At 73.2% G+C, this 21594-nt stretch carries 16 protein-coding genes; 2 read left to right on the top strand and 14 right to left on the bottom strand.

Translation table 11 applies throughout. The annotated features are described in order from the left end of the window. Window positions 1-322: 322 nt before the first annotated feature. Entirely contained in the window at window positions 323-1459 is a 1137-nt protein-coding gene (gene proB, locus ACYP53_RS14885) for a glutamate 5-kinase (protein WP_459647639.1), read from the bottom strand. 313 nt (window positions 1460-1772) lie between these two features. Between proB and ACYP53_RS14880 the strand changes: the two genes are divergently transcribed. Then, a complete protein-coding gene (locus tag ACYP53_RS14880; RefSeq protein WP_459647638.1) occupies window positions 1773-2564 on the top strand; it encodes a hypothetical protein in 792 nt (263 codons plus the stop codon). Between the two features lie 125 nt (window positions 2565-2689). Here the strand turns inward: ACYP53_RS14880 and obgE are convergent, their stop codons facing one another. The 6 genes from obgE to ACYP53_RS14850 all read right to left on the bottom strand — a co-directional run bounded on the left by obgE (window position 2690) and on the right by ACYP53_RS14850 (window position 12086). Further along, window positions 2690-4168 carry a GTPase ObgE gene (gene obgE, locus ACYP53_RS14875; RefSeq protein WP_189923679.1) on the bottom strand — a complete coding sequence of 493 codons (1479 nt, stop codon included), beginning with the start codon at window positions 4166-4168 and terminating at the stop codon, window positions 2690-2692. Between the two features lie 121 nt (window positions 4169-4289). Then, window positions 4290-4547 carry a 50S ribosomal protein L27 gene (rpmA, locus tag ACYP53_RS14870; RefSeq protein ID WP_030058248.1) on the bottom strand — a complete coding sequence of 86 codons (258 nt, stop codon included), beginning with the start codon at window positions 4545-4547 and terminating at the stop codon, window positions 4290-4292. A gap of 14 nt (window positions 4548-4561) precedes the next feature. Continuing rightward, on the bottom strand, window positions 4562-4879 hold the full coding sequence (rplU, locus tag ACYP53_RS14865) for a 50S ribosomal protein L21 (RefSeq protein WP_189923681.1): 318 nt from the start codon (window positions 4877-4879) through the stop codon (window positions 4562-4564). 230 nt (window positions 4880-5109) lie between these two features. Continuing rightward, window positions 5110-8781: an Rne/Rng family ribonuclease gene (locus ACYP53_RS14860; protein ID WP_459647637.1), complete on the bottom strand. Its 3672-nt coding sequence runs from the start codon at window positions 8779-8781 to the stop codon at window positions 5110-5112. Window positions 8782-9105: 324 nt separating this feature from the next. Continuing rightward, window positions 9106-9906, bottom strand: coding sequence for a TIGR03936 family radical SAM-associated protein (locus ACYP53_RS14855; protein ID WP_189923685.1), 801 nt, complete (start codon window positions 9904-9906; stop codon window positions 9106-9108). A 251-nt stretch (window positions 9907-10157) separates the two neighbouring features. Next, complete coding sequence (locus ACYP53_RS14850; RefSeq protein WP_189923687.1) at window positions 10158-12086, bottom strand: TIGR03960 family B12-binding radical SAM protein; 1929 nt, start codon at window positions 12084-12086, stop codon at window positions 10158-10160. Window positions 12087-12656: 570 nt separating this feature from the next. Here ACYP53_RS14850 and ACYP53_RS14845 point away from each other — a divergent pair. Continuing rightward, window positions 12657-13958, top strand: a complete 1302-nt coding sequence (locus tag ACYP53_RS14845; RefSeq protein ID WP_459647636.1) for a M14 family zinc carboxypeptidase — start codon at window positions 12657-12659, stop codon at window positions 13956-13958. Window positions 13959-14044: 86 nt separating this feature from the next. Here ACYP53_RS14845 and rodA read toward each other — a convergent pair whose 3' ends face one another. The 7 genes from rodA to ACYP53_RS14810 all read right to left on the bottom strand — a co-directional run bounded on the left by rodA (window position 14045) and on the right by ACYP53_RS14810 (window position 21593). Further along, window positions 14045-15244 (bottom strand): rod shape-determining protein RodA, encoded by a 1200-nt coding sequence (gene rodA, locus ACYP53_RS14840; protein ID WP_189923691.1) that lies wholly within the window; start codon window positions 15242-15244, stop codon window positions 14045-14047. Beyond that, window positions 15241-17580 (bottom strand): penicillin-binding protein 2, encoded by a 2340-nt coding sequence (gene mrdA / locus ACYP53_RS14835; protein WP_459647635.1) that lies wholly within the window; start codon window positions 17578-17580, stop codon window positions 15241-15243. The genes rodA and mrdA overlap by 4 nt, the downstream gene beginning before the upstream one ends. Window positions 17581-17631: 51 nt before the next feature. Continuing rightward, on the bottom strand, window positions 17632-18276 hold the full coding sequence (gene mreD / locus ACYP53_RS14830; protein WP_189923696.1) for a rod shape-determining protein MreD: 645 nt from the start codon (window positions 18274-18276) through the stop codon (window positions 17632-17634). Between the two features lie 3 nt (window positions 18277-18279). Beyond that, complete coding sequence (gene mreC, locus ACYP53_RS14825; RefSeq protein WP_189923698.1) at window positions 18280-19239, bottom strand: rod shape-determining protein MreC; 960 nt, start codon at window positions 19237-19239, stop codon at window positions 18280-18282. Window positions 19240-19344: 105 nt separating this feature from the next. After that, on the bottom strand, window positions 19345-20370 hold the full coding sequence (locus tag ACYP53_RS14820; RefSeq protein ID WP_308437643.1) for a rod shape-determining protein: 1026 nt from the start codon (window positions 20368-20370) through the stop codon (window positions 19345-19347). 321 nt (window positions 20371-20691) lie between these two features. Continuing rightward, window positions 20692-21105 carry a nucleoside-diphosphate kinase gene (ndk, locus tag ACYP53_RS14815; RefSeq protein ID WP_189923702.1) on the bottom strand — a complete coding sequence of 138 codons (414 nt, stop codon included), beginning with the start codon at window positions 21103-21105 and terminating at the stop codon, window positions 20692-20694. Window positions 21106-21233: 128 nt separating this feature from the next. Next, on the bottom strand, window positions 21234-21593 hold the full coding sequence (locus tag ACYP53_RS14810; protein WP_459647634.1) for a DUF4233 domain-containing protein: 360 nt from the start codon (window positions 21591-21593) through the stop codon (window positions 21234-21236). Between the last annotated feature and the right edge of the window lies 1 nt (window position 21594).

Below are 21594 nucleotides of genomic sequence, written 5' to 3'. Positions count from 1 at the left end.
TTCGGCGATCTCGTGTCGTCCCCACCGGCCCCGCCGGCCCTCGGCCGACCGGTCCGGCTGCGCCCCTCCTCGCCCGTGGCCGGGCCGCTCCGGGTACGGAGCGGCCCGCCGTCCGCGCTGCGCCGATCGGCCGGCGGCCGGTGCCGGCCCCTGGGGCCTGTCTCTCGGGTCCTTGCCGGGCCCGCGACGCCAGGGCACGCACCTCGCCGCGTTGTCGTCGGTCGCCGATGCTCCGCATGGACTCCCTCCTCCGCCTTGCGATGCACGCACCCTGACGCCGCGGCCTGATCCGACGAAACCCAAGAGACAGGCCCCGGGTCGGTCAGCCGCGCAGAACGACCAGGTCGTCGCGGTGGACGACCTCGCGCTCGTACGCGGCGCCGAACTCCTGGGCCAGGTCGCGGGTGGACCGGCCGAGCAGGCGGGGCAACTCCCTCGCATCAAAGTTGACCAGTCCGCGAGCCACGATGTGGCCGTTTTCACCAAGAAGGTCCACCGGATCACCCGCGGCGAACTCCCCGTCGACCTTGGTGACCCCGGCCGGCAGCAGCGAGGCACCGCCGGAGACGACCGCGTCGACGGCGCCCGCGTCCAGGTGCAGGGCGCCGCGCGGGCTGCTGGCGTGGGCCAGCCAGAGCATCCGGTCGGAGGTGCGGGCGCCGGTGCGCAGGAAGAGGGTGCCGGTGGGGCGGCCGGCCAGCGCGTCGGCGGCGTGGCTGGCGGCGGTGAGCACCACGGGGATGCCGGCGCCGGTGGCGATCCGGGCCGCCTCGACCTTGGTGACCATGCCGCCGGTGCCGACCCCGGCCTTGCCGGCGCTGCCGATCTCGATGCCGTCGAGGTCGTGCGGGCCGCCGATCCGGGCGATCCGGCTGGTGCCGGGCCGGGAGGGGTCGCCGTCGTACAGGCCGTCGACGTCGGAGAGCAGCACCAGCAGGTCGGCCCGGACGAGGTGGGCGACCAGGGCGGCGAGCCGGTCGTTGTCGCCGAACTTGATTTCGGCGGTGGCGACGGTGTCGTTCTCGTTGACGACCGGCATCGCGCCCATCGCCAGCAGCTGGTCCAGGGTGCGGTAGGCGTTGCGGTAGTGGGCGCGGCGGCTGGCGTCCTCGGCGGTGAGCAGCACCTGGCCGACCCGGATGCCGTACCGGGCGAAGGAGGCGGTGTACCGGGCGACGAGCAGGCCCTGGCCGACGCTGGCGGCGGCCTGCTGGCGGGCCAGGTCCTTGGGCCGCTTGTCGAGGCCGAGCGGGGCGAGTCCGGCGGCGATGGCACCGGAGGAGACGAGGACGACCTCCGGGGCGTCGGGGCGGCTGCGCACCTTGGCGAGCGCGTCCACCAGGGCGTCGACGCGGTCGGCGTCCAGGCCGCCGGCCGCCGTGGTGAGTGAGGAGGAGCCGACCTTGACCACGATCCGCCGTGCGGTCAGCACCTCCTCCCGCAGAGAGTCCTGGCTCATCTCGCTGTACGCCCTTCCGGTGTGGTGCGGGTACGGCGGACCCTGGCCCGGCCGTCACCCCCGAAATCTACGCGATTCGCGCAGGTCCCCCGCGGTCGTTTCACCGGCTGGACCCGACCTGGTCACGGACGTGCCACAGCCCGTACGGCAATCCGGATGGCTGGTATGGTCCCTGACCGAAAGCCAGATCGGGGGACGGCTTCTTGCCCGCTGGACCCATTTCGTCTTCGACCCTTCCTGTCACGAGAGGGCGGCGCCGCACTGGGCAGGCCGGCAACGGTTCGCGGCCGCGCGCCCGGGAGAAAAGCGCATCATGCGTTCGTACACCACCAAGCTGACCGTCGCCGCCCTGGCGGCGGCCACCGCCCTGTCCCTCGCGGCCTGCGGCCCGGACAACGCGGACACCCCGGCCGGGACCGGTGGCGCCACCGGCGCCGCTCCCGCCCCGACCACCGGCGGCCCGGGCGCCACCGCGGGGGGCGCGGCCGGCGGTTCGACCGCCGCCCCGACGGGCGGGGCCACCGGGGGCGCGACGGGCGGCGCCGCCACGGGCGGGGCCACTGGAGGCACGGCCACCCCCGGTGCCACGGGCGGTGCCGGTACGGCCGGCGCCGCGGGCGGCGGTGCGGGCGGCGGCAAGCTGCCGCAGGCCGGCACCTCGGTGAAGTTCGGCCAGCCCGCCACCGTGGACTTCGCCGACAAGACCTTCAACGCCGCCGCCAAGCTGGAGATCACCGTCACCGGTGTCGTCCCGGGCTCCGTCAAGGACCTCCAGGACGCCAAGGCCTCCACTGCGGGCCTGGACGGCCGTGCGCTGTTCTACGTCAGCTGGACCATGAAGAACATGTCGGACGCGAAGCTGACCTTCGCCGCCCCGAACTCCAAGTTCAAGGTCTACGACGCCGCCGGCAACCTCGGGATGTTCGCCGGCTCGGCCGCCAACCCGGTCGCCAAGTGCAACACCCCGAGCTTCTCGGGTGCCACCAAGGGCGTCGAGTTCAAGGGCTGCGACATCGTCAGCTTCCAGGCCGGTGCCACCCCGGTGATGGTCGGCTACGGCGACTCGACCGACATCAGCAAGGTCCAGGCCGCCTGGACCAAGTGACGCCCGGTCACCCCTGAGCACGACGAACGGCCCCCGCCACCTGTCGAGGTGGCGGGGGCCGTTCGTCACACCGGAGCTGTTCGCGTCAGCGGGCTCCGGATCCAGCGGACCCGGTCCGAGCGCGCTCAGTCCTCGTCGTCGTCGCCCTCGATGGCGGCCTGGCGGCCGCTGGACAGCGCCTCGAAGGCGAGGAACTCGGCCTCCGCCGCGTCCCGGCCCTTCTGCTTCTCGCGGCGGCGGTCGACCGCCGGGCGCTGGGTCTCCATCCGGTGGTCCTCACCGCGGCGGCCGAGCATCTCGGCGCCGGCGGCCATGGTCGGCTCCCAGTCGAAGACGACGGCGTTCTCGTCCGGGCCGATGATGACGGTGTCGCCCTCGTGCGCCCCGACCTTCCAGAGCTTCTCCTCGACACCGAGACGGGCCAGCCGGTCGGCGAGGTAGCCGACGGCCTCGTCGTTGGAGAAGTCGGTCTGGCGGACCCAGCGCTCCGGCTTGACGCCGCGGATGCGGAAGGCGCCGTCCTCCTCGGTGATGGTGAAGCCCTCGTCGTCGACGGCCTTGGGCCGCAGCACGATCCGGGTGGACTCCTCGGCCGGCTTGGCGGCGCGCGCCTCGCCGACGATCCCGGCCAGCGCGAAGCTCAGCTCGCGCAGGCCCTTGCGGGAGGCGGCGGAGACCTCGAACACCCGGTAGCCGCGCTCCTCCAGGGAGGCGCGGGTGAGGTCGGCGATGTCCTGGCCGTCCGGCACGTCGATCTTGTTGAGCGCGACCAGGCGCGGGCGGTCGTCCAGGCCGCCGTACTCGGAGAGCTCGGCCTCGATGGTCTCCAGGTCGGTCAGCGGGTCGCGGCCGGGCTCCAGGGTGGCGCAGTCCAGCACGTGCACCAGCACCGAACAGCGCTCGACGTGCCGCAGGAACTCCAGGCCCAGGCCACGGCCCTGGCTGGCGCCCGGGATCAGGCCGGGGACATCGGCGATGGTGTAGACGGTGTCGCCCGCGGTGACCACGCCCAGGTTGGGGATCAGGGTGGTGAACGGGTAGTCCGCGATCTTCGGCTTGGCGGCGGAGAGCACCGAGATCAGCGAGGACTTGCCGGCGCTCGGGTAGCCCACCAGGGCCACGTCGGCGACGGACTTGAGCTCCATCACGATGTCGCGGGCCTCGCCGGGCTCGCCGAGCAGCGCGAAGCCGGGCGCCTTGCGGCGGGCCGAGGCCAGCGCGGCGTTGCCGAGGCCGCCGCGGCCGCCCTGGGCGGCGACGAAGCTGGTGCCGTGCCCGACCAGGTCGGCCAGCACGTTGCCGGCGCGGTCCAGCACCACGGTGCCGTCCGGCACGATCAGGACGAGGTCGCCGCCGTCCGCGCCGGTGCGGTTGCCGCCGGCGCCGGGCTTGCCGTTGGTGGCCTTGCGCTTGGGCGAGTGGTGGTACTCGAGCAGGGTGGTGACCTGCGAGTCCACGGTGAGGATGACGCTGCCGCCCTCCCCGCCGTTGCCGCCGTCCGGGCCGCCGAGCGGCTTGAACTTCTCGCGGTGCACGGAGGCGCAGCCGTGGCCCCCGTTACCCGCGGCGACGTGAAGTTCGACGCGGTCCACGAAGGTGGTCATGGGTGTGCCTCCAGTGCGCGAGAGTCTGCTTGCTACCTGCGTAAAGCGTGAAGGGTGGACCGGAGAATTCCGGCCCACCCCTCACTGTGAGTCGTCACACGACTCGGGAGTCCGCGGGGACTCAGGCCTCGACGGCCACGATGTTGACGACCTTGCGGCCACGACGGTTGCCGAACTGCACGGCACCGGCGGTCAGCGCGAACAGGGTGTCGTCGCCACCGCGACCGACGCCCGCACCCGGGTGGAAGTGGGTGCCACGCTGGCGGACGAGGATCTCGCCGGCCGAGACGACCTGGCCGCCGAAGCGCTTCACGCCGAGGCGCTGGGCGTTCGAGTCACGGCCGTTACGGGTAGAGCTTGCGCCCTTCTTGTGTGCCATATCTCGCTATCCCCTTACTTGCTGACCGAGTCGATGCTGGTGATGCGCACCGCGGTGTGCTGCTGGCGGTGGCCCTGACGGCGGCGGTAGCCGGTCTTGTTCTTGTAACGCAGGATGACGATCTTGTCACCCTTGGTCTGGTCGACCACCTCGGCGTGAGCCTTCACGCCGGCCAGGACCCACGGGTCGGAGGTGACAGCGTCACCGTCGACGACGAGGAGGGTCGAGAGCTCGACCGAGTCACCCGGCTTGGCCTCGATACGGTCGATCTCCAGCACGTCGCCCACGGCGACCTTGTGCTGGCGGCCGCCTGCGCGAACGATCGCGTACATGCGGTACCTGCTTTCCTTGCTCGGTCGGAACCCCCGACGCCAGCCACCTGGGTACGGACACAGGAGCCTCTTCCCTCACTCGCCGCGCGAACGCGGTGACCTCGGGAAGGTGATGTGCTCGGGAGCATGGCGTAGACACGCCAGTGGTCAAGAATACGGACCGGCCGCCCGGGGGGCAAACCGGCCCGCACGGCCCGGGGCGGAAGTGGCTCCCGCCCCGGGCGTGGGCACTACTCGGCCGTCGTATCACCCTCGGCGGCCGCGGCCTTCTTGGCCGCCGCGCTCGTCCGCTTGGTAGCGGTCTTACGGGCGGTGGTCTTCTTGGCCGCCGTGGTCGTCTTCTTGGCGGCGGTCTTCTTCGCGGCGGTCTTGCGGGCGGCCCGCTTCTTCGGCGCCGGCGCCTCCTCGGCGGCGGCCTCCTCGGTGGCGGGAGCCTCGGCGGCGGGAGCCTCGGCGGCCTCCGCGGCCGGGGTCTCGACGGCCACGGCCTCCGCGACCACGACGGGCTCACCCGGCGCCTCGGCGACGGCCTGGGCGGCGGCCTCCGCGACGGCCGGGGCAGCGGCCTCCAGGGCCGCCTCCAGCGCCGCCTCGGCCTTCGCCTGGAGCACCACGATCTCGGCGGTGCCCGGCGAACCGGCCGGAGCCGTCGCCTTACGCACCGCGCGGCGGCGCTGACGGCCCGCCGGAGCGGCCGGCGCGGGCTCCGCGACGGCCGGGGCCTCGACGACCGGAGCCTGCGCGACGGCCTCCACGACCTCCACGGCCTCGACGCCCGGGACCTCCAGGGCCAGCTGGCCCTCGATCTCCTCGCGCACCGGCTCGGCCGGCTCGACGACGACCTCCACGGCCGCCGGCTCGGTCACGACGGCCACCGCGGCCTCGACGGCCTGCGGCTCCTCCTGGCCCGCGCCGCCCTTGCCCCGACGACGGCGCTTGCCGCCGACGGCCTCGCCCGCCGGGACGGACGGGGCGTGCACGTGGGCGCTCGGCTGCTCCATGTGGACGATGACACCGCGGCCGTTGCAGTGCACGCAGGCCTCGGAGAAGGACTCCAGCAGGCCCTGGCCGACCCGCTTGCGGGTCATCTGGACCAGGCCCAGCGAGGTGACCTCGGCCACCTGGTGCTTGGTCCGGTCCCGGCCCAGGCACTCCAGCAGACGGCGCAGCACCAGGTCGCGGTTGGACTCCAGCACCATGTCGATGAAGTCGATCACGATGATGCCGCCGAGGTCGCGCAGCCGCAGCTGGCGCACGATCTCCTCGGCCGCCTCGATGTTGTTGCGGGTGACCGTCTCCTCCAGGTTGCCGCCCTGGCCGACGAACTTCCCGGTGTTGACGTCGATGACGACCATCGCCTCGGTGCGGTCGATCACCAGCGAACCGCCGCTGGGCAGCCAGACCTTGCGGTCCAGCGCCTTCATCAGCTGCTCGTCGATCCGGTAGGTGGCGAACACGTCCACCTCGGAGGTCCACCGCTGGAGGCGCTCGGCGAGGTCCGGGGCCACGTTGGAGACGTACTCGTGGATGGTCTTCCACGCCTCGTCGCCGGAGACGATGACCTTGGTGAAGTCCTCGTTGAAGATGTCGCGGACGACCCGGACGGTCATGTCCGGCTCGCCGTACAGCAGCGCCGGGGCGTTGCCGGTGGCGGCCTTCTTGCGGATGTCCTCCCACTGCTGCTGCAGCCGCTGGACGTCGCGGGTCAGCTCCTCCTCGGAGGCGCCCTCGGCGGCGGTGCGCACGATGACGCCCGCGTCGTCCGGGACGATCTTCTTGAGGATCTGCTTCAGACGGGCGCGCTCGTTCTCGGGCAGCTTGCGCGAGATGCCGGTCATCGAGCCCTCGGGCACGTAGACCAGGTAGCGGCCGGGCAGCGAGATCTGGCTGGTCAGGCGGGCGCCCTTGTGGCCGATCGGGTCCTTGGAGACCTGCACCAGCACGGACTGGCCGGACTTCAGCACCGACTCGATCCGGCGCGGACCGCCGTGGCCCAGCGCACCGAAGTTGACCTCACCGGCGTACAGCACCGCGTTGCGGCCCTTGCCGATGTCGACGAAGGCGGCCTCCATCGACGGCAGCACGTTCTGGACCTTGCCCAGGTAGACGTTGCCGACGTACGAGGTGGCCTGCTCCTTGTTGACGTAGTGCTCGACCAGGACGCCGTCCTCGAGGACGCCGATCTGGGTCCGCAGGCCGTTCTGGCGCACCACCATGACGCGCTCGACCGACTCCCGGCGGGCCAGGAACTCGGCCTCGGTGATGATCGGCACCCGGCGGCGGCCCAGCTCGCGGCCCTCGCGGCGGCGCTGCTTCTTCGCCTCCAGACGGGTCGAGCCCTTGATGGACTGCACCTCGTCCGGGTCGAAGGACGGCTCGGTGGAGCGGCGGCGCGGCTCGCGCACCTTCACCACCGTGCGGACGCCGTCCTCGGTGGTCTCGGCGGTCTCGACGGCGCCGGCCTCACCGCTGCGGCGGCGACGGCGACGGCGACGGCGCGACGAGGACAGGCCGGCGGCCAGGTCGTCGTCGTCCTCGTCCTCGTCGAGGACGGCCGCGGCCGGCTCCTCGGCGACGGGCTGCTCGGTCTCGACGGCCTCGGCGGCGTCGAACTCCTCGGCCTCACCGCGACGGCGGCGACGGCCACCCCGGCGGCGACGGCGCGACGGACGGCCGTCCTCCCACTCGTCCTCGGCCTCCGGACCGGCGACGGGGGCCTCCACGACGGGCGCCTCGACGACGGGCACCTCGACCGGGGCCTCGACGACGACCGGCGCCTCGACGACCGGCTTGGCGGCGACGGGCTTGGCGGCGGCCGACCGGCCGGCGCCCTTGCGGCGGGTCGGCTCGACCCGGGTGCGGACCCGGCGGCGGCGGCCGACGCCGCTGTACTCGAACTCGTCGTCCTCGGTGGACTCGGCCTGCGCCGGGGCCTCGGCCTGAACCGGAGCCTGCGCCGGGGCCGGGGCGGCGACGGCGGGCTGCGCGGCCGCGGCCGGCGCGACGTAGGGGGCGGGCTCCTGGAAGACCGGGGCCTGGAAGACGGCGGTGGCCGGGCGGACGGCGCGGCGGCGCGTCCGGTGCGGCGGCTCGGCCTCGGCGACCGGAGCGGGGGCCGGAGCGGCGGCGGCCGGGGCGGCCTCCTCCTCGGGCTCCTCGGCGACGGCGGGCTCCTCGGCCTGCGGCTCCTCGGCGGCCGGCTCCTCGACCGGGGCCTCGACGACCGGCGCGGCCTCGACCACGCGACGGCGGCGGGGGCGACGGGCCGGAGCGGCGGGGGCCTCCTCGGCCGCCGGCTCGGCGACGGGGGCGGCGGCGGGCGCGGGGGTCTCGACGACCGTGGCCTCGACCACGGGCGCCTCGGCCTCGGCGGCGGGCGCACCGGCCGGAGCCTCGGCGCGCTTGCGGGCGCGGCGGGCCCGGGCGGGCTTCTCGGCCACCGGCTCGGCAGCCGGAGCGGCGATCGGCTCAGCGGGCTTCTCGGCGACCGGCTCGGCGACGGGGGCGGCCTCGGCCGGCGCCGCCTCGGGCGTCCCGGCCGGGGCCTCGGCGCGCTTGCGGGTCCGGCGGGCCCGGACCGGCTTCTCGGCGGCCGGCTCGGCGGCCGGCTTCTCGGCAGCCGGGGCCGGAGCGGCCTCGGTCGTCGGCGCCTCGGCCGGCACCACGGTCTCGGCCGCCTCGACGGCCGCACCCTGGGGGGTGCCCGCCGGGCGGGAGACCGCGCGGCGACGACGGCGCGGCGGCGCGGCGGACGCGCCCTCACCGCCGGTCGCGGTGGTTTCGTTCGGTTCCGTGGCCGCGGTCTGCTGCGGATCGGTGTTATCGAGCATGCGGGTGGATCTCCCGTCAGGCCCCCGGGCTCCGCATCCGGGCACGGCACGGCACCTGCGGGTGGCCGGCATCTCGAGGATGCTCGGGCCGGACCCGTTCACGGTGCCGCCGTGCGGACGCGAGGCCGCACAGGGGCTCGTAGTCTCGCTCGGCGCCCCGCGCTCGGCGGGGTGTCGAAAGTCTTCTGGTCTGACCAGTCTTCTGAGGTTTTCCCAAGCTGCGCCGTCCCCCAACCCCGGGTGGCTCCCGGACGGGGCCCCGGGCCCACCGGCCGTCCTGGCCGGCAGGCCCCGGGTGACAGGCCTGTGCTGCGACGACGCTCGCTCCCCTGGGGAGCCGCGGGAACCCTGGAGGACCATCGGGTCCAGTGAGGCACTGGACCCGGCCTCCGCCCGCTAGGCGGGCGCGGTAGCGCGCGGCCCGGCGTCCGGCTCCGAGCCGGCCGGGGCCGCGGCGCGGTCGAGCGCCAGCGGGTCGGTCACCGTGCCGGTCCCCTCGTCGAGCGGCCCCTGCGCCAGCCTGGTCACCTCTGCGGGGACCGGCGGCGCCAGGTCGGCCGTCGCACGGAGACCGGACAATACGTCGTCGGGTCGTACGGCGGGTGTGGCGTGTCGTACTACCAGGCGCAGTATCGCACAGGGACGGCCGGTCCGAACATCGCGGTCCGTTCCGGCCTCCGTGTCCGCACCGCCGTCGACCTGGGGCGGGAGGACGTCGAGCGCCGCCACCGCGCCGCGCGCGTCGAATACCCGCACGCCGTTCTTGGTGACACGTTCGACCTCGACCCGCTCCTCGGCCAGGAAGCGCGCCACGGCGCCGGCCGCCTCGTCCGGCTCCACGCCGTCGAGCCTGACCAGCCACTCGGAGGCCTCCAGGCGCTCCACGAAGTTCGGCGTGCGCACCTCGACCGCGTCGATCACGTCGAGGCCGTTCGGCAGCGACTCGTCCAGCTGCGCCCGCAACTGCTCCGGGTCACGGACGGCGGCCAGGCCGATCTCCAGGTACTCCGCCTCGCTGGCCACCCCGGTCGGGGCGGCGTTGGCGTAGGAGACCTTGGGGTGCGGGGTGAAGCCGGCCGAGTAGGCCATCGGAACGGCCGACCGGCGCAGGGCGCGCTCGAAGGCGCGCTGGAAGTCACGGTGGCTGGTGAAGCGGAGCCGGCCGCGCTTGGTGTAGCGGAGACGAATCCGCTGCACCGTCGGCGCGGGCGGCGGACCGTCGGGCGTACGGCGTGCCAGGGTCGCTCAGTCCTTAGTCAGTTGTCCCCGTCCGGCGCGGCGTCTTCCCGCCACTGCCCGGACTCTGTCACCTCAAAGGGTACGCGCCCCACCGCCCCGCTCGCTCCGCCCCTGGTCAGCCACGCCCCGGGCCCCGGCCGGAACCTTCCGACCGGGGCCCAGGGTGTGGGAACCGTCACTCGCCGACGACCACCGCCGACGCCCGCCGGCTACTTGTTGACGACCGTCAGCGGCAGCATCTTCTTACCGGTGGGACCGATCTGGATGTGGGTGTCCATCTGGGGGCACACGCCGCAGTCGAAGCACGGCGTCCAGCGGCAGTCGTCGACCTCGACCTCCTCCAGCGCGTCCTGCCAGTCCTCCCAGAGCCAGTCCTTGTCGAGGCCGCTGTCCAGGTGGTCCCAGGGCAGCACCTCCTCGTAGGTGCGCTCGCGGGTGGTGTACCAGTCGACGTCGACGCCGGTGCCGGCCAGGCCCTTCTCGGCGCAGGCGATCCAGCGGTCGTACGAGAAGTACTCGCGCCAGCCGTCGAAGCGGCCGCCGTCCTCGTAGACGGCCCGGATGACCGCGCCGACCCGGCGGTCGCCGCGGGAGAGCAGGCCCTCGATGATGCCGGGCTTGCCGTCGTGGTAGCGGTAGCCGATGTTCTTGCCGTACTTGCGGTCGCCGCGGATCGAGTCGCGCAGCTTGGCCAGACGGGCGTCGGTGGCCTCGGCGGACAGCTGCGGGGCCCACTGGAACGGGGTGTGCGGCTTGGGCACGAACCCGCCGATGGAGACGGTGCAGCGGATGTCGTTCTGGCCGGTGACCTCGCGGCCCTTCTGGATGACGTTCTTCGCCATCTCGCCGATCTGGAGCACGTCCTCGTCGGTCTCGGTCGGCAGGCCGCACATGAAGTACAGCTTCACCTGGCGCCAGCCGTTGCCGTACGCGGTGGCGACGGTGCGGATCAGGTCCTCCTCCGACACCATCTTGTTGATCACCTTGCGCATGCGCTCGCTGCCGCCCTCGGGGGCGAAGGTGAGGCCCGAGCGGCGTCCGTTGCGGGACAGCTCGTTGGCGAGGTCGATGTTGAAGGCGTCGACGCGGGTGGACGGCAGCGACAGGCCGATCTTGTCCTCGGTGTAGCGGTCCGCCAGGCCCTTGGCGATGTCGCCGATCTCGGTGTGGTCGGCGCTGGACAGCGACAGCAGGCCGACCTCCTCGAAGCCGGTCGCCTTCAGCCCGCGCTCGACCATCTCGCCGATGCCGGTGATGCTTCGCTCCCGCACGGGGCGCGTGATCATGCCGGCCTGGCAGAAGCGGCAGCCGCGGGTGCAGCCGCGGAAGATCTCCACGGACATCCGCTCGTGCACGGTCTCCGCGAGCGGGACGAGCGGCTGCTTGGGGTAGGGCCACTCGTCCAGGTCCATCACGGTGTGCTTGGACACCCGCCACGGCACGCCGGGGGCGTTCGGCACGACGCGGCCGATCCGGCCGTCGGCCAGGTACTCCACGTCGTAGAACTTCGGCACGTAGAACCCGCCGGTGCGGGCCAGGCGCAGCAGCACCTCGTCGCGCCCGCCGGGGCGGCCCTCGGCCTTCCAGGCGCGGATGATCTCGGTCATGTCGAGGACGGCCTGCTCGCCGTCGCCGACGACCGCCGCGTCCAGGAAGTCGGCGATCGGCTCCGGGTTGAAGGCCGCGTGGCCGCCGGCGAGGACGATCGGGTCCTCGTCGGTGCGGTCCTTGGACTCCAGCGGGATGCCGGCCAGGTCGAGCGCGGTCAGCATGTTGGTGTAGCCGAGCTCGGTGGAGAACGAGAGGCCGAACACGTCGAAGGCCTTCACCGGGCGGTGGGCGTCGACGGTGAACTGCGGGACCTTGTGCTCGCGCATCAGCGCCTCGAGGTCCGGCCAGACGCTGTAGGTGCGCTCGGCCAGCACGCCCTCGCGCTCGTTCAGCACCTCGTAGAGGATCATGACGCCCTGGTTGGGGAGGCCGACCTCGTAGGCGTCGGGGTACATCAGTGCCCAACGGACGTCGCAGGCGTCCCAGTCCTTGACGGTCGAGTTGAGCTCGCCGCCGACGTACTGGATCGGCTTCTGGACGTGCGGGAGGAGGGCCTCCAGGCGTGGGAAGACCGATTCGACAGTCATGTACTAGGAACCCTTACGACGTGATTCGGTGCCGCGAGTCGGCACGGGAGGGGTGACCCTCAAGGGTAGCCCAATCCGGGGATCGGACCGTCTGCCCCCGGGCGCGGGCCCACCGCGCTCCGGCGCGACCCGACCGCTCGGTGCCCGCCCCGGTACGCGCAGTGCGCGCCCGCCGCCCGGCGCCGTCCGCCGTTGACACGCCCGGACGGCCCGTGCGGTACTGACAGGGCTCCGCCAAGGGCAGGGCCGCGCCAAGGGCCCGGCTCCGCCAAGGGCAGCTCCCCGCCAGGGGCACGGCTCCGCCTGGCCCATCTGGACCCCTTCCGGACAAGGGAGTTGGGTCGTACGCTCGGGCCCTCGCCGGAGTTCCCCCCGGCGCTGCCCCTCTCCCTCCCCCACGCCCGCACGGCCCCGTCCACCCTCACCAGGCCCGTCCCGTGTCCGCCCGGCCGCCGTCCCCGGCCCGCGGTGCCCGTCCCCCGCCCGCGCCCCGTGCCCGGCGGCGCACCCGCGCGCCGGCCGAGGGCGCCCGGCCGCCGGGCGGGCCGTACGACCGGCGCAAGGAGAACCATGACCGACACCGGTCGGCGGATCCGCCCCCTCCGGCCCCTCGACTCCCGTCCGGCCCGCTACCCCACGGCGGCCCAGGCCGAGTGCGCGGCCCGACGGCTCGCCCTGCGCCACCCGGACCGCTGCCGGCTGCGCGAGGTGGGCCGGTCCCGGGCCGGGCGCCCGCTGCTGCTGCTCTCCGTGGACCGCGGCCCGCGCGCCGTGCTGGTGGTCGGCGGCCCGCATCCGAACGAGCCGATCGGCACCGCCGGGGCGGTCCGGCTGGCCGAGCTGCTGCTGGAGCGCCCCGCCCGTCCGGGGCTGTCCTGGCACCTGCTGCTCTGCCTCGACCCGGACGGCGCCGCGCTGAACGCCGGCTGGCTGGACGGCCCGCTCACCATGGGCCGCCACTACGAGCACTTCTTCCGGCCCTCCTTCGAGGAGCAGCCGGAGCTGTTGCCCGCCCCCGGCGGCGGCCGCCCGCCGATGCCGGAGAGCCTGGCGCTGACCGGCCTGATAGACGAGCTGCGCCCGTTCCTGCAGTGCTCGCTGCACGGGGTGGACTTCGGCGGCGCCTTCGTGCAGCTCACCGGCCCGGTGCCCGGTCTGGCCGAGCGGTTCGCCCGCTCCGCCGAGCGGGCCGGCCTGCCGCTGGACGTGGACTCCTACGACGCGATCGGCTGGGCCAGCCCCGCCCCCGGCACGTATCTGATGCCGGCGCCCGGCAGCCGGGAGGCCTCCCGGGCGCTGCCGGACGAGCCGGAGCTGTCGACCTGGTCCTACGCCGCCCGGCAGGGGGCGGTCACGGCCGTGCTGGAGGTGCCGATGTGGGCGGTGGACGCGGTCGGCGACGGCCGCCCCCACCCGGCCGGGCCGCGGGCCCTCGCGGCCGCCGCCCGGGACCTCACCGCGCGCGCCGAGGAGCTGCGGGCGGTGCTCGCCCGGGTCCCCGCGCACGGCCACGAGGCGTACGGCCCGCTGGTGCGCACCGCCGAGTTCAGTCTGGCGGTGGCGCCGCGGGTGGCGCAGGAGTGGCTGGACCGCTGGAGCCCCGAGCCGCTCTCCTGTTCGCGGGTGACCACCGTCGGGCTGGTCGCGGCCCGGTTGCCGCTGCGGGTCGCGTCGGTGCTGCTGCGGCTGCTCGCGGACGCCCGCGGCCCTGGCGCGGAGGCCGCCCGGGAGCGCGCCCGGGGTGTCGTGGCCGACAGTCTGGACCGGCTGCGCAACCGCTTCGGCGCCCGCTGGGTGCCGGTGCAGGAGCAGTTGGCGCACCAGACCCGCGCCGTCCTCGCGGCCGCCGACTGCCTGCTCCAGGCAACCTGACGAGGCGTCAACTCCACTGGAGAGAAAGCGAAAGGGCCGGTCCGGGATTCCCCGGACCGGCCCCGCCGCGCACCCGCTCAGGCCACTCAGGCCGCTATCGGCCGCTGGCTGCGCACCGCCTGGAGCAGCCCGATCGCCAGCCAGTTCGCGAACATCGACGACCCGCCGTACGAGACGAACGGCAGCGGGATGCCCGCGACCGGCATGATGCCCAGGCACATCCCTATGTTCTCGAAGGCCTGGAAGGACAGCCAGGCGACGATCCCGGCCGCCACGATCGTGCCGTAGAGGTCGGTCGCCTGCCGGGCGATCCGGCAGGCCCGCCACAGCACCACGCCGACCAGCAGGATGATCGCCAGCGCTCCGACGAAGCCCAGTTCCTCGCCGGCGACGGTGAACACGAAGTCGGTCTGCTGCTCCGGCACGAACTGCCCGGTGGTCTGCGTCCCGTGGAACAGGCCCTTGCCGGTGAGTCCGCCCGAGCCGATCGCGATCCGGGCCTGCGCGGTGTTGTAGCCGACGCCGTTGGGGTCCAGCTGTGGGTTGGCGAAGGCCGCGAAGCGGTCGATCTGGTACTTGCTGAGCAGCCCGAACTTCCAGATCGCCACGCAGCCGGCGGCGCCCGCCATCAGCAGTCCGAGGACCCAGCGGTTGGCCGCGCCGGAGCCGAGCAGGATGCCCAGCACGATCGCGGCCATCACCATCACCGAGCCGGCGTCCGGCATCAGCATCACGACGGCCATCGGCAGGCCGGCCCAGACCAGGCCCCGGAACACGGCCCGGTGCGAGGGGAACTCCCGCTCCCCCGCGTCCACCTGGTCGGACAGCACGACCGCCATCGCCAGGACGATCGCCAGCTTCGCGAACTCGGCGGGCTGGATCGAGAAGCCGCCGCCGAGCTGGATCCACGAGTGCGCGCCGTTGATGGTCGAGCCCAGCGGGCTGAGCGTCGCCGCCAGCAGCACGATCACGCCGACGTACAGGAACGGCACCAGGGTGCGGAAACGCCGGCTCCCTATCGCTATCACGACGGAGCACAGCACCAGCCCGACCACGAAGTTGGTCAGGTGCCGGTACAGGAAGTACTGCGGGTCCCCGTGGGTGAGGGAGTCGCGCCCGCGGGTGGCCGACCAGACCAGCAGCGAGCTGCCCGCCGAGAGGGCGAGCGCGGCCAGCAGCAGTATCCAGTCCAGCCGCCAGAGCGGGGAGTCCTTGGCGAGGGTCTTGGGGACCCCTCTGCGCTGCGGGGCCAGCCGCAGCTGCCGGTAGGAGCCGTAGGAGGTCATGCCCGTCCCCTTCCCGGGCCGCGGCCGGGTTCGAGCGCGGCGTCGGCCGCGGTGTACGACGCCGGACGGTCGGTCGGCGGTGCCTCGTCGAGGAAGGCCGACGCGGGGGCCGGGGCCGCCTGCGCCGAGGCAGCCGGAGCAGCCACGGCAGCCGGGGCGACCGGGGCACCGGCGACGCCCTGGACGCCCGGCGCACCCGGCGCACCCGCCGCCACGCCGACGGAGTACCCGACCGGCTTGATGATCGCGGTGCCGTCCGGGTTGAACTTCGGCAGCTCGGCCTGCGGGGCGGGCAGCAGCGCCTTGCCGTTGTCGATGTTGCCCTTGTCGTCCACGCCGTACAGCGCCTGGTAGATCCGGCGGATGGCGTCACCGGAGCCGCCGGAGCCGGTGCCGCCCTGGCTGATCGTCATGACGACCGCGTAGTCCTTGCTGTACGTGGTCAGCCAGGAGGTGGTCTGCTTGCCCTCGACCTCGGCGGTGCCGGTCTTGGCGTGCAGCGCGATCTTGTCCTGCGGCCAGCCGGCCTGCACGAACTTCCAGGCCGCGGTGCCGCTCTTGACGACGCCCTCGGTGGCCTGGTTGATGTAGCTCAGCAGCTTCTCGTCGCCGGGGAACTTGGCGTCCGCCTGCGGGGCGATCTCGCGGACGAGGTCCCCGCCCGGGCTTATCACCGCCTTGGCGATGGTCGGCCGGTAGAAGGTGCCGCCGTTGGCCAGCGCCGAGTAGATCCGGGCCATCTGGACCGGGGTGACGAGGGTGTCGCCCTGGCCGATCGCGAAGTTGACGGCGTCACCGGCGCGCATCTGGTAGCCGTCGACGCAGTTCTCCCGGGCGATCTGGTCGGAGAAGCTGGTGCCGCCCTTCTTCGCCTGGGCGCACCAGGCGTCCTTGTTGTTGTCGTAGAAGGACTGCTTCCACTGCCGGTCCGGCACCCGGCCGGTCACCTCGGACGGCAGGTCGATGCCGGTCTTGGCGCCGAGGCCGAACTCGTGGGCGGTCTTGAAGAACCAGTCGGCCGGCTCCTTCTTCGGCTTGATGCCGCCGTCCTTCAGCCACTGGTCGTTCGCCAGGCCGTAGAAGACGGTGTCGCAGGAGACCTCCAGCGCCTTCTCCAGCGTGATGGAGCCGAAGTTCTCGCTCTCGAAGTTCTTGAACTCGCGGCCGCCGATGGTCAGGCTCTTGGGGCACGGGTAGGTGCCGTCCAGGGAGTAGCCGGCCTGCACGGCGGCGGTGGTGGAGATGACCTTGAAGGTCGAGCCGGGGGCGGACTGACCCTGTATGGCCCGGTTGAGCAGCGGGAAGTTGGACTCCTTGCTGGTCAGCGACTGGTAGTCCTTGCCGCTGATGCCGCCCACCCAGAGGTTCGGGTCGTAGGTCGGGGCGCTGGCCATCGCGACGATCCGGCCGGTGTGCACGTCCATCACCACGGCGGCGCCGGAGTCGGCCTCGTAGTTGCGGTTGGTGACCTTGTCGAAGGTGTTCCGGGCGTCGTTCATGGCCTGGACGAGGTTGTCCTCGACCACCTTCTGCACCCGGGCGTCGATGCTGGTGACCAGGTTGTCGCCGGTCTTCGGGGAGACCGTGCCGGCGGTGCCGATCACCCGGCCGAGGTTGTCCACCTCCAGCTTGGTGATGCCGGCGGTGCCTCGCAGGTCGCGGTCGTACACCGATTCCAGGCCGGCCCGGCCGATCTGGTCGGCGGGCAGGTACCGGTCCAGGCCGCTCCTGTCGGCGGTCTTGCTGACCTCCTCGTCGGTGACCGGCGAGAGGTAGCCGAGCACCTGGGCGAGGTTGGCGCCCTCGGCGCCGGTGTAGCGGCGTACGGCGGTGGGCTGCGCGGTGACCCCGGGGAAGTCCTCGCGGCGCTCCATCATCTGCATCGCCTGCTGGGTGGTCGCGTCCTTGGTGACCGGGATCGGCTGGTAGGGCGAGCCGTTCCAGCAGGGCTGCGGGGTCTTGGCGTCGCAGAGCCGGACCTTCTCCTGGACGTCCTTGGCGGGCATCCCGAGCACCTCGGCGAGCCGGGCCAGGACCGCCTTGCCGCCGTCCTTCTGCTGCAGCAGCGAGGTGCGACTGACGGAGACCACCAGGCGGGTCTCGTTGCCGGCCAGCACCCGCCCGGAGGCGTCCAGGATCTCGCCGCGGACGGCCGGTTCGACCACCTCGCGGATGTGGTTGCCGGTCGCCTTGGCCGTGTACTCCTTGGCGTTGCGGATCTGCAGGTACCACAGCCGCCCGCCGAGGGTGGCGAGCAGCGACAGCACCAGGATCTGCAGCACCACCAGACGGATCGTCACCCGCCGGGTGCGGCCGGTCTCGGGGATGTTGCTCACGTCTCGTGCGCTCCAGGGTGCGGGGAAGTCGGGAGGTCGGGGCCGGACCGGTTACGGGCGGCGGGCGAAGCCGGGCACGCGCCGCTTCCGGTAGCCCGGCCCGGAGGAGACCTCGCGGGTGGTGCGGTAGCGGGCCAGCGAGCCCAGGCCCAGGCCGGGGCCGCTCTCGTCGTCGTCGGCGGCGGCCACCGGGTCGCGCCCGAAGCGGCGGCCGAGCAGCATCACCAGCGGCACCACGAACGGCGCCAGCAGCAGGTCGTAGAGCAGGGCGCTGATCACCAGGCCGCCGAGGCCGACGTGCCGGGCCGCGGTGTCGCCGACCAGGGCGCCGACCGTGGCGTACAGCAGCGTGGAGGCGACCGCCGCGGCGCCCACCACCAGCAGCGCGCTGGCGACGGAGCGCTGGCGGCCGTGGTCGGGGCGCAGCAGTCCGGCGGCGTAGCCCATCAGGCAGAGCACCAGCGCGTAGCGGCCGATCGCGTGGTCGGAGGGCGGTGCGAGGTCGGCCAGCAGGCCGGCGGTGAAGCCGACCAGGCAGCCGCCGGTGGGCCCGTAGACCATGGCCAGGCCGACCACGACGAGCAGCAGTATGTCCGGGGTGGCTCCCGGGAGCTGGAGCCGGCCGAAGACGCTGACCTGGAGGATCAGGCCGAACAGCATCAGGACGGCGGAGACGGGGATGCGGGCGAGGCGCATGGCTCAGTTCCCCCCAGTGGGCTTGGCGGGCGGGGCGGCGGGCGCGGAGGCCGGGGCCTGGCCCGGGGCGGGCGCGGCGGGGGCCTGGCCCTGGCCCGCGGCGGGGGCCGGCGGCAGGACGGCGTCGCGGGGGTCGGCGCGCGGGGGCACGACCACGACGCCGACCAGGTCCAGCCGGGTGAACTGGACGAAGGGCTCGACCAGGACGGTCTTGGTCAGCTGGCCCGCGTTGGCCTGGACCTCGGTGACCTTGCCGACCGGGACGCCGGGCACGAACGGGCGGCCGCTCTGCGAGCCGAAGGTGACCAGCCGGTCGCCGGCCTTGACCTGGGCCTTGCCGTTGAGCAGGGAGACCTTCATCGGGCTGTCGCCGCCGCCGGAGGCGAAGCCGATCTCGCCGGTGCCCTCCAGCCGGGTGCCGGCCGAGAAGCCGGGGTCGGAGGCGAGCAGCACGGTGGCGGTGGTCGGGGCGACGGTGGTGATCCGGCCGACCAGGCCCTGGCCGTTGATCACGGTCATGTCGCGGGTGAGGCCGTCGTCGCCGCCGGCGTCGATGGTGATGGTCCAGGAGAAGCCCTGGGCCGGGCCGATCGCGATGACCTGGGCGGCCTTGACGGTGTAGCCGCCGGCGCCGGCGGTGCGCAGCAGGTCGTCCAGCTGCTTGGTGCGGCCGGCGGCCATGTCGGAGGAGGCGAGCTTCTGCCGCAGTTCGGTGTTCTCGCGGGCGAGCTGGTCGGTGCGGCCGCTGTTGGTCGCGGTGTCCCGGAAGGCCCGGACGGTGTCGGCGACGGGGTCGACGACGGTGGCGGCGCCGCGCTCGACCGGTCCGAGGACGGTGGCGGCCGCGTGCCGGGCGGGGCCGAGCGGGGAGTCCTCACCGCCCTTGATGTCCACGGTGATCAGCGCGAAGGCGACGGCCACCAGCAGGATGAGCAGCAGCCGGCTCTCTCGTGTGTCCCTCACGGTGCTGGTACTGCCCCTTCGTACCTGGCGGCCGCCCGGGGCTGTGGGGCCCGGGCGGCGGCCCGTCGGTCGAGTGTCGGATGTGCGGTGGTGCTGGCGCTGGTACTAACGGCGCGGCTGCGCGTCGAGTACCTGCTGGAGGGCCTCGAACTCCTCGACGCACTTGCCGGAGCCGAGTGCGACGGAGTCGAGCGGGTTCTCGGCGATGTGGATCGGCATGCCGGTCTCGCGGCGCAGCCGCTCGTCGAGGCCGCGCAGCAGGGCGCCGCCGCCGGTGAGGACGATGCCGCGGTCCATGACGTCGCCGGCCAGCTCGGGCGGGCACTGGTCGAGGGTGGTCTTGACCGCGTCGATGATCGAGTTGACCGGCTCGTCGATGGCCTCGCGGACCTCGGCGGCGGAGATGACCACGGTCTTGGGGAGGCCGCTGACGAGGTCGCGGCCGCGGATCTCGGCGTGCTCGTCCTTCTCGCCCTCCATGCCGAAGGCGCTGCCGATGCTCATCTTGATCTGTTCGGCGCTGCGCTCACCGAGGAGGAGCGAGTACTCCTTCTTGATGTGCTGGACGATCGCGTTGTCCAGTTCGTCGCCGGCCACCCGGATGGACTGGGCGGTGACGATGCCGCCGAGGGAGATCACGGCGACCTCGGTGGTGCCGCCGCCGATGTCGACGACCATGTTGCCGGTGGCCTCGTGGACGGGCAGGCCGGCGCCGATGGCGGCGGCCATCGGCTCCTCGATGATGTGCACCTGGCGGGCGCCGGCCTGCGAGGAGGCCTCGATGACGGCGCGGCGCTCGACGCCGGTGATGCCGGAGGGCACGCAGACGACGACGCGCGGGCGGGCCAGGTAGCGGCGGCGGTGGATCTTGAGGATGAAGTACCGCAGCATCCGCTCGGTGATCTCGAAGTCGGCGATCACGCCGTCCTTGAGGGGGCGGATGGCGACGATGTTGCCCGGGGTGCGGCCGATCATCTTCTTGGCCTCGGCGCCGACGGCGAGGATGCCGCCGGTGTTGGTGTTCACCGCGACCACCGACGGCTCGTTCAGGACGATGCCCTTGCCCCTGACGTACACCAGCGTGTTGGCAGTTCCGAGGTCGATCGCCAAGTCGCGGCCGATGAACGACAGGTTGCTCGCCATGGGGTGTAGGTGCCTTCCCGGGCTCGGAGTTCATGGGGGGTGGACGACTGCGTGCGCCCACGCTTGGGCGGAGACCAGCTGAGCTGCCTTACCGGGCCCTTGAGTCGCGTCCATCGTAGTCACGCCGTGCGGTACGGACGTCGACGTGGGGCATACCGTCCATTGTCCGGAGCGTGATCGCTTCTCCCAGGATTGGGACGCCGTGTCGGCCCCCCCAGTTCCCTATTTCCCGATAAGAATGCCCCGGCCGGGCCAATGGTCCCGACCGGGGCAGTCCCAAGGTCCTCCGGGCGTGTCGCCCGGGCCGGCTCAGGCGTGGGCCGGGAAGAAGATCTTGATCTCGCGCTCGGCGGACTCCGGGGAGTCGGAGGCGTGGATCAGGTTCTCGCGGGTGATCGTCGCGTAGTCGCCGCGGATGGTGCCGGCGCCGGCCTCCAGCGGGTTGGTGGCCCCGGCGAGCATGCGGATGCCCTTGACGACCTCCTCGCCCTCGACGATCAGCGCGATCGACGGGCCGGAGGTCATGAACTCCAGCAGCGGCTCGTAGAACGGGCGGCCGACGTGCTCCGCGTAGTGCTGCTCCAGCGTCGCCCGGTCGAAGGTGCGCAGCTCGACGGCGCCGAAGCGCCAGCCGGCCTTGCGCTCGATGCGGCTGATGATCTCGCCCGCCAGGCCGCGGCGGACGGCGTCGGGCTTGAGCAGGACGAGAGTGCGCTGGGACACGGTGCGTCTCCTGGGGATTCGGTTCGACGGACGGTCGGGTCGACGAGTGGGCCGACACGGCAGAGGTTACCTTGCGTACACGGCGTGTCGGTGCGCTGGTCCGGGCCCCCGGACCGCTACGGCCGGGCCTATGCGGCGGCGGCCTCGGCGGCGGTCTCGGTGGCGGCCGCGCGGGCGGCCTTGAACGCGTCCACCTTGCGGCCGTAGTGCACCGAGCACCACCAGAGGCCGGCGAAGACCACGCCGAGGCCGAACATCGTCGGCAGGACGAAGCCGGCGGCGATCAGGCCGATCTGCAGCGCCCAGCCGATCTGCACCGCGCCGGGCCGGTCGATCATGCCGCAGAGCGCGACGCACAGGGCCATCGCGATGCCGCTGACCGTCCAGATCTCCCCGGTGGAGACGTCGGTGAGCCGCATCGCGACCAGCGCCGCGAACATGATCAGCAACGCCTCGCCGATCAGCGTCGAGGAGCAGAGCGTCCTCATG

It is taken from the genome of Kitasatospora sp. Ki12 (genome assembly GCF_054601375.1).
The sequence above is the reverse complement of the archived record's forward strand: the minus strand, read 5'-3'. Positions and strand labels throughout refer to the sequence as shown.

What these genes read in the sequence shown, in the direction of transcription:
- proB (WP_459647639.1), bottom strand. Translation starts at nt 1,459, where the DNA reads ATGAGCCAGGACTCTCTGCGGGAGGAGGTGCTGACCGCACGGCGGATC.
- ACYP53_RS14880 (WP_459647638.1), top strand. Translation starts at nt 1,773, where the DNA reads ATGCGTTCGTACACCACCAAGCTGACCGTCGCCGCCCTGGCGGCGGCC.
- obgE (WP_189923679.1), bottom strand. Translation starts at nt 4,168, where the DNA reads ATGACCACCTTCGTGGACCGCGTCGAACTTCACGTCGCCGCGGGTAAC.
- rpmA (WP_030058248.1), bottom strand. Translation starts at nt 4,547, where the DNA reads ATGGCACACAAGAAGGGCGCAAGCTCTACCCGTAACGGCCGTGACTCG.
- rplU (WP_189923681.1), bottom strand. Translation starts at nt 4,879, where the DNA reads ATGTACGCGATCGTTCGCGCAGGCGGCCGCCAGCACAAGGTCGCCGTG.
- ACYP53_RS14860 (WP_459647637.1), bottom strand. Translation starts at nt 8,781, where the DNA reads ATGCCGGCCACCCGCAGGTGCCGTGCCGTGCCCGGATGCGGAGCCCGG.
- ACYP53_RS14850 (WP_189923687.1), bottom strand. Translation starts at nt 12,086, where the DNA reads ATGACTGTCGAATCGGTCTTCCCACGCCTGGAGGCCCTCCTCCCGCAC.
- ACYP53_RS14845 (WP_459647636.1), top strand. Translation starts at nt 12,657, where the DNA reads ATGACCGACACCGGTCGGCGGATCCGCCCCCTCCGGCCCCTCGACTCC.
- rodA (WP_189923691.1), bottom strand. Translation starts at nt 15,244, where the DNA reads ATGACCTCCTACGGCTCCTACCGGCAGCTGCGGCTGGCCCCGCAGCGC.
- mreD (WP_189923696.1), bottom strand. Translation starts at nt 18,276, where the DNA reads ATGCGCCTCGCCCGCATCCCCGTCTCCGCCGTCCTGATGCTGTTCGGC.
- ACYP53_RS14810 (WP_459647634.1), bottom strand. Translation starts at nt 21,593, where the DNA reads ATGAGGACGCTCTGCTCCTCGACGCTGATCGGCGAGGCGTTGCTGATC.